Annotated in this window: 8 protein-coding genes and 2 pseudogenes; 5 read left to right on the plus strand and 5 right to left on the minus strand. The window is 66.3% G+C overall.

The window, feature by feature from the left end; genetic code table 11:
• Positions 1-37: 37 nt before the first annotated feature.
• Positions 38-520: a GNAT family N-acetyltransferase gene (locus J0695_RS06560; RefSeq protein WP_206960887.1), complete on the minus strand. Its 483-nt coding sequence runs from the start codon at positions 518-520 to the stop codon at positions 38-40.
• A gap of 581 nt (positions 521-1,101) precedes the next feature.
• Here J0695_RS06560 and J0695_RS46245 point away from each other — a divergent pair.
• Together J0695_RS46245 and J0695_RS06570 are read left to right on the plus strand one after the other, a co-directional pair.
• A pseudogene (locus tag J0695_RS46245) lies at positions 1,102-1,413 on the plus strand (IS256 family transposase); the annotation flags it as partial.
• 72 nt (positions 1,414-1,485) lie between these two features.
• The gene (locus J0695_RS06570) at positions 1,486-2,046 is read left to right on the plus strand and encodes a GNAT family N-acetyltransferase (RefSeq protein WP_206960888.1); all 561 of its coding nucleotides are present in this window, start codon (positions 1,486-1,488) and stop codon (positions 2,044-2,046) included.
• Positions 2,047-2,558: 512 nt separating this feature from the next.
• Here the strand turns inward: J0695_RS06570 and J0695_RS06575 are convergent.
• A pseudogene (locus J0695_RS06575) lies at positions 2,559-3,681 on the minus strand (lipid II:glycine glycyltransferase FemX).
• A 584-nt stretch (positions 3,682-4,265) separates the two neighbouring features.
• Here J0695_RS06575 and J0695_RS06580 point away from each other — a divergent pair.
• Positions 4,266-4,985 carry a hypothetical protein gene (locus J0695_RS06580; protein ID WP_206960889.1) on the plus strand — a complete coding sequence of 240 codons (720 nt, stop codon included), beginning with the start codon at positions 4,266-4,268 and terminating at the stop codon, positions 4,983-4,985.
• A gap of 196 nt (positions 4,986-5,181) precedes the next feature.
• Here J0695_RS06580 and J0695_RS06585 read toward each other — a convergent pair whose 3' ends face one another.
• Positions 5,182-6,087: an NADP-dependent oxidoreductase gene (locus J0695_RS06585; RefSeq protein ID WP_206960890.1), complete on the minus strand. Its 906-nt coding sequence runs from the start codon at positions 6,085-6,087 to the stop codon at positions 5,182-5,184.
• Positions 6,088-6,472: 385 nt separating this feature from the next.
• Here J0695_RS06585 and J0695_RS06590 point away from each other — a divergent pair, with 385 nt between their 5' ends.
• Together J0695_RS06590 and J0695_RS43720 are read left to right on the plus strand one after the other, a co-directional pair.
• Complete coding sequence (locus J0695_RS06590) at positions 6,473-6,829, plus strand: MerR family transcriptional regulator (RefSeq protein WP_206960891.1); 357 nt, start codon at positions 6,473-6,475, stop codon at positions 6,827-6,829.
• 90 nt (positions 6,830-6,919) lie between these two features.
• Positions 6,920-7,084, plus strand: a complete 165-nt coding sequence (locus tag J0695_RS43720; protein WP_307798454.1) for a DUF6192 family protein — start codon at positions 6,920-6,922, stop codon at positions 7,082-7,084.
• A gap of 275 nt (positions 7,085-7,359) precedes the next feature.
• Here the strand turns inward: J0695_RS43720 and J0695_RS06595 are convergent, their stop codons facing one another.
• Positions 7,360-8,094, minus strand: coding sequence for a dienelactone hydrolase family protein (locus tag J0695_RS06595; protein WP_206960892.1), 735 nt, complete (start codon positions 8,092-8,094; stop codon positions 7,360-7,362).
• Between the two features lie 654 nt (positions 8,095-8,748).
• Complete coding sequence (locus tag J0695_RS06600; RefSeq protein WP_307798455.1) at positions 8,749-10,281, minus strand: hypothetical protein; 1,533 nt, start codon at positions 10,279-10,281, stop codon at positions 8,749-8,751.
• Positions 10,282-11,004: the final 723 nt, after the last annotated feature.

Genomic DNA, 11,004 nt, shown 5'->3' on the forward strand with positions numbered 1-11,004 from the left:
CCCAGACTCGCCACTCCGCCCAGTGACCTGGTTGGTATCAGCTCTGAACAGACTTGCGCATCAGATGATGCGTCTCGTTCTCGCCGGCGGGAGAGAAGCCTTCGGACACGTACAGACGGTGGGCGTCCTCATTCAAACGGTGGACTTGAAGAAGCGTGCCGGTGCCCTGCTCACTCGCGCGTTGCACAACCCAGCGCACAACATGAGTGCCGTAACCCTGGCGCTGGAATTCGGGAAGAATCTCGACGAGCTCGAGCCACACATCACCGTCGCGCTCACCCAGGTAGACCGCGCCGACTTCGCGGTCGCCATCGCTGAAGATGAACACCTCGTGGTCGTTCACAACGGGCGCGAAGAAGGCACGCTGCTGGTCCTGCTTCCACGGCCCGTATGCCCGCTCAACCAACGCCTTGTGCGCTTGTTCGTGCAGCTCGTACAGCCACTGGTGGTCTTCCTGGGTGGCAGGGCGTACTTCAACTGATATTGCTGCGGCGCTGTTCATCATGGTGATCCCCTTCATCCGGTTGCCCAGCATAGTGCTGGACAGCCTGTGACCTGCATGTTTTCCCGCCGACCTCCGATTCCGGCACTCACCGGTTCAAAAACACCTACTCATGGCCTGTGACAGGCCCACCAGTACATACCGGTGGGGTGCCCGGAACTCATCGCACGGGGCTGAAGTACTTGGATGCGGCTCGCTTCGAGTGCTGGGCGGCCGGGGACCATCAGCCACTGGCCAACGCGTGGACCGATGATGTGCTCCCCGACCTGAGCAGCCGGTGGGGTTCTTGCCGTGCAGGTAGTGGTCCATCTGCCGGAGCAGGATCCGACTGCTGTGCATGAGCCGGTACGCGCGGGGCCTGTTCTCACGTTCACCCATGCGCAGCCTGCCCCTAGAACGGGGCAGCCCCACCGCATCGCCCCGGCCGCCCGGCACGGGTGGTCTCCTGAAGTTGTCTCGGAGCGAGACCGCTCCTCGGCTGCCAGCGCCGAGTCCGCGTCTGCGTACGCAGCACCCTCGGGCATCCCGTCTGCGCGCATGTTCCGCCGGTCTGTGGGAGGACGTGACCGCCCGCGCCCGGAGGGGCGTGGCGGCATCTACAGGCCGTCAAGAAGGTCACCGACGACGAGGACGGGCTGGTGGCGTTGTATGGCTATCCCGCAGAGCACTGGATCCGTCTGCGCACCAAGAACCCGATTGAGCCGACCTTGGCGATGGTGCGGCTGCGGACCAAGGTCACCAGGGAAGCGAGCAGCGCGCCCGCCGCGCCCGTCTTGGTCTTCAAGCGCGTCGAGTCCGCCCAGACCCGCTGACAGGCGGTCGACGCGCCCCACCTCGTAACCCTCGTGAGGGCTCGCGCCCGCTTCGAACGCGGTCGCCCCATGGAACTCCCCGAGCCCCTCGCGGCATGAACAACCACTACTTCGCCGGCCTGCTGCGAATATCCGGTGGCGGGTCCAGCTGTCGGTGGTGAAGATCGCGGGATGAACACTTTGCTGGAGACCGATCGGCTCGTGCTGCGAGCGTTCACCGAGGCCGACGTCGATCACCTGCTCGCACTGGACAACGATCCCGACGTCATGCGCTTCATCAACGGCGGCCGGCCCACAAGCCGAGAGGCGATCCGGACACAGACCCTGCCCAGGCTCCTCCACGACCACCCGTGCTTCGGGACCCGCGGTTATTGGGCCGCAGAGGAGAAGCACACCGGCGTCTTCCTGGGCTGGTTCGAATTCCGCCCCCTGGACGACCACAACTCCGCGGTGGTGGAACTCGGCTATCGGCTGAACAAGGCCGCCTGGGGCAGGGGCTACGCCACCGAGGGATCGCGAGCCCTGATCCGCATGGGCTTCACGGCTCTCGGGGTGGAGCGGGTGACCGCGAACACCATGGCGGTCAACGCGGGATCCAGGCGTGTGATGGAGAAGGCGGGTCTGTCGTTTCTCCGCAACTTCACCGGGAATTGGACGACGACGATCGAGGGATCCGAGCACGGCGAGGTCGAGTACGAACTCACCCGAACCGGGTGGGAGCAACACTCGTAGGCACAAGCTGTCCACCAGGAGGTCCAGCGGTTCCGCTTCGTCCTGGCAGCGTTGCCTTCAGGTCACCCACACGTCGCGACAACTCGGTGCCGGGCGCACGGAGATGTCGTTTATCCCCCAATACCGTCGGAGCATCCCCCAGGTGCTGGAATTCACCGACCTCGCCTGGTATCTGCACGCACTCGTCCCTGCTCTACTGACAGCGGGACTCACGGAATACGAGGCCCGCGAGACCCGTTACTGAAAGCGATGGTCCACATCGGGCTGACCGCCCACGCGGGCCCCGAGCACAGCGGCGTCTGGTTGCCGGGTTCGGTACGACCATCCAGGGCCGAGGGGTGAGCGTGGGAGGAAGCAGCTGTCTTTGGGGCGTGGGCACCGGTATCAACGGCCCATGAAGGTTCCTGCGAGTGAGGCTGAGCAGGACGGACAGGCCGAGCGGACGGCCCTCAATTGCCGTTCCACCGCAACCAGATCCGTGTCCAGGATCGGCACGTGGCATGCCCCTCAACTCAGCGGCGAGACATGTAGAGGTCGAGGGCCTTGTGGAGGACTTTGTTGAGTGGAAAGTCCCACTCGCCGAGGTATTCGGCGGCTTGGCCGCCGGTGCCGACCTTGAACCGGAGCAGGCCGAGCAGGTGGTTGGACTCTTCCAGAGTGTCGGTGATGCCGCGCAGGTCGTAGACGCTCGCGCCCAGTCCGTGGGCGTCGGACATCATCCGCCACTGGATGGCGTTGTTCGGCTGGACTTCCCGCTTGCGGCTGGTGGAGGCCCCGTAGGAGTACCAGACGTGCTCACCAACGGTCAGCATCGTGGCCGCGGCCAGCACCTCGCCCTCGTGATGGGCCAGATACAGCCGCATCCGGTCGGCGTCCTCGGCCCCGAGCGCGGTCCACATGCGCTGAAAGTAAGCCAGCGGCCGGGGAACGAACCGGTCGCGTTCCGCGGTCTCCTTATAGATCTCATAGAAGGCGGGCAGGTCCTCGTAGCCGCCCTGGACGACCTTCACGCCGGCCTTCTCGGCCTTCTTGACGTTGCGACGCCACTGCTGGTTGAAACCGCGCTGGACCTCGTCCAACGAACGTCCTGCAAGCGGGACCTGGAAGACATAGCGCGGCTGCCCCGCACTGAACCCGTCCGCACCACCCACTTCGCCCTGCTGCCATCCCAAGCGGCGCAGCCGGTCGGCGACATCGAAGGCCCGCGGCTCGCACGAGCTGGCCGCAACATCGCGCAGCCGGCCTGCCCGCGGGTCCGCAATGGCGTCCTTGACCGTTCCCGCATCCCAGCGGCGCACGATTACGGGCGGACCCATTTTCACCGAGAACGCGCCGCGGGTCCTGAGATAGGCCAGCATCGGCTCGAGCCACCGCTCAAGATCTGGGGCGTACCAGTCGATGACCGGACCTTCGGGAAGGTAGGCCAGGTACCGCTTGAGCTTCGGCAACGGCCGGAACAAGACGAGCGCTACCCCGACAATCCGGCCGGTCCCGTCGATCCATCCGAGGCTCTCCGCCCGCCAGTCCGGCTTCACATCCCCCCCACGAGGGCACCTGCATGTGACTCGCGGAGGGTCGGCCTTTGATAAAGGCCAGATGCTCGTCACGGCTGATCGCTCTCAAGCGGAAGGTCATGCGCAGTACTCCCTTGTTTGACGCGCCAGCCTACTTCGCAGACTTCATGCCACGCCTCGTCGTGTGCACGTTGTCGTCGCACACGAACGTTCCGAACGTGCTTTCTGCAACTACAAGATGGTTGAGGCGTGAGCTTCCGTGTGTATGCCAGACGTGTCCGCGACCGCGATGTCCCCTTCGTGCGACGCCACCGATCCCTCAAGAACGCTGCGGGCTGTTGTCACCCGCTCGGATTCGACGGGACGCAGGCGCACCTGAGCACTGCGGGCGATGTGCGGAACGACGAGGTCGCGCTGCTGCGCGCGCTGGAGATGCTGGAGGCAAGCCGGGCGGTGCGGAGGAGGCTTGTGGGTTTGTAGGTGTGGGTGTGTTTTCGCGTGCCTGAGGTGCAGATGCTCCTGCCCATCGTGCGGACGGCCACAGCAGAGCGAACAAGATGACCGTTTCGATCGGATGCTCGCGAAATGGTCAATAAAGTGAGAGTGATTGATCGTTGAGCGCCAAACCTGCTACAACATGCTCACTCGCTCAAGGTGATCGGGCTCCAGGAGCCTGGTTTCCCCCCAACGTCGAGAGAGGTGCATATGTCACGCCCCCCAATTCGCGCGTCAGTCTGTGTAGCCACGGTTGCCGCGGCAGCGGTCGCCTGGGCCGCCGCACCCGCCCAGGCCACCGTCATCTGGGACGCTGACGCGTCCCAGGGGATCGGTGTCTTCGTCACGCCCCTCTGTGACTCCCCGGCCGACGTAACCGTCGGAAACTGGAACGACGGGCACGGTGACTTCTTCAAGTTCAACAAGCCCGTAGGAGTGGCGCGTTGCGAAGCGCACAGCGTACACACCAGTGCGGGTGAATATGCGTTCAAGGACTCTGCGGCCTACTGGTTCGGCTGGGACTCGATGACCAAGACAGGTAACGCACAGACAGTCTTTCAGTGGAAGTCGAACGGTACGAACGATCAGAACAGCCAGAACTACCCCGTCCTCATGAAAGTCGAGGGCGACCAGCTCAAGGCCTGGTACGTGGCACCCGGAGAGGAGTGGATCTCTATCGGCACCACCCCATGGACGGCGGGTGCCTGGCACTCCATCCAACTGGGCATCACCACGGATGCCTCCGGCCAGGGAACCCTCTCGGTGTACAAGGACGGCACCGAGTTCGCGTCGCGCACGCAGGCCCGAACGTGGGACGATCTCGGGAACAAGCCTCGATGGGGAACGTATTGGGGTACCGACACCAGCACGGCGTCCATCAACTGGGTCGCGGGCCTCAAGATGGGCACGAGCCGGGCAGACGTCGACTGAACATCGGGTGACCGAGGCCGGGCCCGACGCTCAATCCGCCGGGTCCGGCCTCGGCGACGCGACCAGATGAAGCGCCGGCCAAGCCGGTGCTCAGTACCTGGTGGCAGCCTGATCCGGCTGCCACCCAGGCCGTGTCATCGCGGGGCGGGGAAGGCTGGTCAAGTAGCTCTGGGCCGCATCTACCTCGTGGGCCTGTTCAGATGCAGATCACGATCTTTCCTCGGGTGCGTCCACGCCCGGCGTGCGCGTGGGCGTCGGCGATCCGTTCCAGGGGGTAGGTCTGTTCGATACGGGGTGTGTAGCGGCCTTGCCCGCCCAGTTCCGCCGCCGCGGACAGGAGAGTGGAGTCGTTCACCGCGTGGGCCACATGCGTGCCCAGGCGCTGCCCGCCCGCCTGGTCGGCGACCGTCGCGACGCGCTTCGGGTCACCTGTGATCGCGACGAGGTCGTCCAGCGATCCGGAGGCCGCGGTGTCGAGCACGATGTCGACTCCGCGCGGGGCGAGAGCGGACAGACGCTGCGCGAGGCCGGGGCCGTAGGTGGTGGGAACGGCGCCGAGTGCGGTGAGGAACTCGTGGTTGCGTTCACTGGCTGTCCCGATCACAGTGGCACCTTGCGCTACCGCGATCTCGACCGCCGCGCTGCCCACGCCTCCGGCGGCGCCCTCGACGAGGAGGGTGCGCCCCGCGAGGGAGCCGAGCGCGTCGAGCCCACGCATCGCGGTCACTGACGCGAGACCGGCACCAGCGGCCTGCTCGTCGTTCCACGTGGCGGGGGTGTGCGCCCAGGCCGAGAGGATGAGCAGCTCTGCGGTCGCCCCGGTGACGCCGCCCAGTCCGAAGACACGGTCGCCGATGCTCACCCCCGGCACCCCGTCGCCGATCTCGTCGACCACACCGGCGCCGTCGCGCCCGGGAATGGCGGGCAACTCCAGGGGGAAGACCTGGTGCAGCGCGCCGGAGCGCAGCTTCCAGTCGATGGGATTGACGCTGGCCGCCGCGACGCGGACACGGATCTCACCAACTCCGGGGTGGGGGTCGGGGGCCTGCTCGATCACCAGGCTCTCCGCTCCGCCGTATTCGTGGAACAGGGCTGCGCGCATAATGGTCTGCCTTGCTTTGACGGGCCGGAATGACGTGTTCATCCGACGCTCGTCACTCTAGAACCTGACGTTGACGTGAGGTGCAAGCCGCAATTGCCGCCAGGCCGGGGGAGGGCAGGTGCGCATGGTTGAGGTTGCCGAGCGGGCGGGGGTGAGCGTGGGGCCCTGCGCCACTCCGAGGGTTCACGCCGCCCGTCACGGTCGACACCCATGTGCCGTCGGGCGGGCTCGGCGATCCCGGTACGACGCCTTCGGGTCCGCCACCGGGTCATGATCAATCACGGCGCCCGCAACGGTTAAATCGACCCCCAGGGCCGCCCCCGGTGCTGCTAGCCTAAACCTGACGTCAACGTGAGGTACGTGCGGGAAGGGAATGACCTGCGTCATGCGCATCGGACAGCTTGCCAGGCGGTCAGGGGTCAGCGTGCGGGCCCTGCGCTACTACGAGGAACAGCGGCTTCTGGAATCGGCGCGGACGCCCGGTGGGCAGCGTGACTATCCCGACGAAGCCCTGGAGCGGGTCCAGCTCATCCAGGACCTCTTCGCGGCAGGCCTCTCCAGCCGTACCGTCGTCGAACTCCTGCCGTGCGTGAGCACCGGCGTCGCGACCCCCGCCATGGTCGACCAGCTCATCATCGAACGCGACCGCATTGCCGCACGCATCCAGGACCTGACCCGGGCCAAGACCAAACTCGGCCGCGTGATCGAGAATGTGACCGCGGCGAACGTGGCGCAGGACTGATCAACCCGTCGCGAGGGCGTTCGTCGCTCTCGCTGCCCCGGACACACGCCGGGCAGTGGCGGGCAGGGCAGGCCGCCGCGGCTGACCACGGTGACGGCACACCGTAGGACCGGTCAGCCGCAACCTCTCCGACCGGACAACGTCCACGAGCGGAGAGCAAGGGTCCGGGCGGCCTGCGGCTGGATCGACCACGCCATCGTTACCGGAGGGGTGGACATGGACGCCGAGCTGGCCCGCCTGCTGAAAGAGGAGTAGCAGAACCCCCGGCCGACTGGGAGCTCAAAGAATTGATCGACGAGCTGCGCAGGAGAAGCGAAGAATTCGCGACTCTGTGGGCGTCCAGCAGGTCTTCACCGCCGCCGACATCATGTGACCAAGGCGGCGCCATCGACCCGATGCGAGTCGAGCAGCAGATCGCCAATACGGGGGCCCCAGCCCTGCCGGCCGACCGTGCTGCACGGCTGGTGCAGTCCCTCCATCGCCAGGAGTCCGGCGGGGTGGCATTCGGTTTTGGTATCCGGGCCGGATTCTCAGCTGTTGGCCAAGGTGCGGTCGAGGAGGGGAAGAAGGCGGTCCCAATGGCCCTGCAGCGCGGCGGGGTTGAAGGCGTCGGTGTCGGCCATGGTGAAGCCGTGGATGGTGCCGGGGTAGATCTCGGAGGTGTGGCGGACACCAGCGGCATCCAGGGCCTGGTTGAGGGTGAGAAGAGACTCGGGTGTCATGTCCGATTCGGCGTGGCCGAGATACACCTCCGCAGTGAGCCGGCGCAGGCTGTCGGGCCCATCGGCACCCACGGGGCCGTGGAATGCTGCGACGGCAGCCACCTGGTCGGGGTGGGCCGCGGCGGTGCGTATTGCCAGGAGGCCGCCGATGCAGTAGCCGGTCACTGCGACCGGCCCGGCGCTGACCTCGGGCTGGGTGGTGAGGAACCTGAGGTAGGCCTCGGCATCAGTCAGGGAACGCTCGGTGGTGTGTGTCTCGATCAGGGGCATCAGCTGGGCGAAGACCGCAGGCCGGGCCTCTTCTCCGATGTACTCGGGAAGCTCGATCACCGGTGCCTGGCCGTGCCGGTAGAAGAGGTTGGGGACGAGCACGTAGTAGCCGTGCCCGGCCAGTTCGCAGGCCATCTTCCGCAGCACGGGCCGGATGCCGAAGCCGTCCGGGTACATCAGGATCCCCGGGTGACGCCCGCCATCGTCGGGGAAGGCGGCGAAGGCGTCGGCCTGGCCGTCCGGGTTGGGAATCTGCAGCATCTTGGTGCGCATGAGTTCTCCTGTCGTGGTTGACGTTTCGAGCTGTGATCGCACGACAGGAGGCGGAGCCCGCGCAGCAGCGCCAGATACTCGATCCAAGAGCGGGCCAACACCCGCTCGCACGGCGCTCAGAGGAGCGCCGGGTCACCAATCCGTGTGTGGCGCAAGGCCGTCCCGGTAGTCATAGCCGCACAACGTAGCCCACCGGACAGGGTTGGTACCAGCCCCTCAGTCCACAGCGCTGCTACGTTGTCCATCCGCTGAATCGCCATGCTGGCTTCTCCTTCTTCTTCGTGCGGCCGGTGGTGGCCGGTGATGTCCCTGGGACGGAGCCGGTGGCACGTTCTCGACATCCGCAGACCGCCGGACTCCGATGACTTGTCTTTTAACACTCGAGGCTGTCGCGCTCGATGATGTTCCTGAGCCCTCTGATCGTCTTCTTGACGTCACAGCGGTTCGTGGTGTGCCGATCCTTCGAGCCAGGCGGCTGTCCTGGTCCGGGGGTGAGCCGTGCAGGCCCGGTTGGGCCCGTCCCAAGATCCGCTGCAGGTGTGGATCAACGATCCTGACGAGCGCCACCAGTCCGAACCATAAAGCTGACAAGCGCACACTCGTCACACGTGACTTGACTGGCAGCACAACGGTGACGCGGTAGATCCCTCCCGGTCAGGCCGAGGACAGCTGTTCTGCAATCTCTTTGACCCAAGCGGCGCTCTTCGCCGGGTCGTTGAGGGAGTGCGCCCACTCGTCTGGGGTCAGCCGGTGGTTGGTGGGGCCTGACTTGAGAGCGGTGAGAAGGGCTCTGGCCGAGTCCCGCATTTCGGCCGTTGTGCCGGCACTCCCGGTGATGTCCGCGCCCGCCGCCAATCCGTAGATTTTACGTGCCATGGCCTGGCGTTCACCGTTCTCCACCTTCTTCCAGAACTTCAGGGCCTCCTTCAGCGCATCCTCGCGGGAAGCGGGCTCCGCCGGGGTCCCATCCGCCGCCCAGCGTTCGGGGTGGCGGGCTCCGTCGTAGCGCTTCATGCCCGCGCGGCCCGCCCTGTAGGCGGTGACGCCGAGGATGAGGCCGGCCGCACCCGCGGCGAGGCCCCAGCCGACCGGGTTGCTCGCCAGTCCGGCTCCTCCCGCTGTGGCGGCGATCGCCGTCACGATGCCGCCCGCAGCCTTCGTGGACTCGCCCACGGCAGTGAACGCCTGCTTGCCCATCTTGTTGCGCTGCTTGCCGAGCGCATACGTGTGCACCGTGTTCATCGTGTTCACGTCTTCGGCGCGCCGGACGTCTCTGGCGGCGTCGCGGGCGTCACCCATCGCTGCCCAGGCCCCGTCGATGGCGTCCGAAACGCGTTCCAACCGGTCTTCGCCCTCGTGGCCCCAGTGGGCATCCAGCGCGACATATGCCTCTGCCGCGGCCCATTCGGCTTCCTGCCGCGCCTGATTCAGCCGGGCCAGCGCTCCCTCGTCAGTGCGGTGGTGCTTTCCGAGCCCTTTCAGAGCACGGTATTTGCGGGCCGTCAGCCCGAAGCGGCCCGCCGCACGGGCGCCTTTCACCGCGCCGACAGCGCTGGAGCCGATACCGCTCGCCTCGGCCGCTGTCATGGCATGCGCCGCCTTCTGGGCTTTGGTCAGCTCCTTGGCGATACCGAGGGCGTAGTTTCCCGCGCTGGCGGCGCCGACGACCGCGTCGGCCGTTTTGGAGTTGGCCTTCTTGTCCGCTCCGTGGAAGGCGGCCCCGCTCTTGTGCTTCTCGGCGTCCTTCTTGGCTTTGGCCGCTTCCATGCCACTGAGCATGGCGCCGGCGGTCTCCGTGACGAGGTTCTCCGACGCGGCGGCGGTTCCCGAGGATCCGGCGGAGTGATTGAGGCCGTCGTCGACTGCGGCGGAGGCTTGCTGGGAGAAGCCCGCGTTGGCGGGGACATGGACACCCTTGACGAAGGTGTCGATGAATTCGAGATTCTTCTTGAGCCGGTCGAGGACCGCAGTGATCCGGTCGCGATAACTCTGCGATCCGGTGGACACGTTGCCGTTCTCCGGTGCTTTCTCCTGCGCCGTGCCCCTGGCGCGCTGCACCGCCGCGGTCGCGGCTCGGTTACCGGCGCTGGACTGGATCTCGAGGAGGGCGCGCTCCGCCGAGTTTTTGGACGGGCTCCCGGCCCTGCTCCGGTCCAGGCGCTGCAGGGTCGGCGCCAGGGCGGACACGGACTGCCGAGTTGAGGCGCGGTGGACCGGGGTGCTCATGGACGTACCTCTCCTGTGCCGGACCGGGCGAGTGGAGAGTAGCCAGCCATGGCCAACTGCAGGGGTACAGCAGGGGGATTCTTCGCGATCATGTCCCTCTGGTCGGCCGCGGGGTATGGGGCTTGTGTTCCTTGGCGAGGTGGCCGAGCTGGATGGCTTCCAGCATTCTCCTGATGATGCGTTCGCTGCCGTCGCGGAAGCGGTGATCGCGGCCTGGCGGATGAGTCGGGCTGGGTTTCCGATGCGGCCAGAGGTGCGCTGGTAGAGGTATGCCGTTCGGGATCGAGGGTGACCTCCATGCCGAACGCTTCGATCTCAGCCCTCGCACGAAAACGCGTCTTGCACGACAGCCGCGCCGGACATCATCGCTCGGGGTGCACACCAACATTCTGTGCTGGCCGTCACCGGGTCCCTCTGCCGACGGCCCCTGGAGTTCCGGCGTTGTCGAAGGTCACGTCGGCCGGATCAAGATGCTCAAGCGCCAAATATTCGGCCCGGCAGGCCTCCAGCTACTGGGCAAGCGAGTCCGGCTCGTGAGATGAGCTATTTTGCCGGCCGGTGGTGCCTCTCCGTACTACAGCACGATGAATACCAAGGACGCTGGACCGGGCTCAAGAGGATTCAGCCGGGCCTATCGCCCCACGCGTCGTGGTGACCTGTTCCTGGGCTTGATCCGCTTTGACG

Origin of the sequence: Streptomyces beijiangensis, from assembly GCF_017315755.1 — a bacterium.
GTDB classification, from domain to species: domain Bacteria; phylum Actinomycetota; class Actinomycetes; order Streptomycetales; family Streptomycetaceae; genus Streptomyces; species Streptomyces beijiangensis.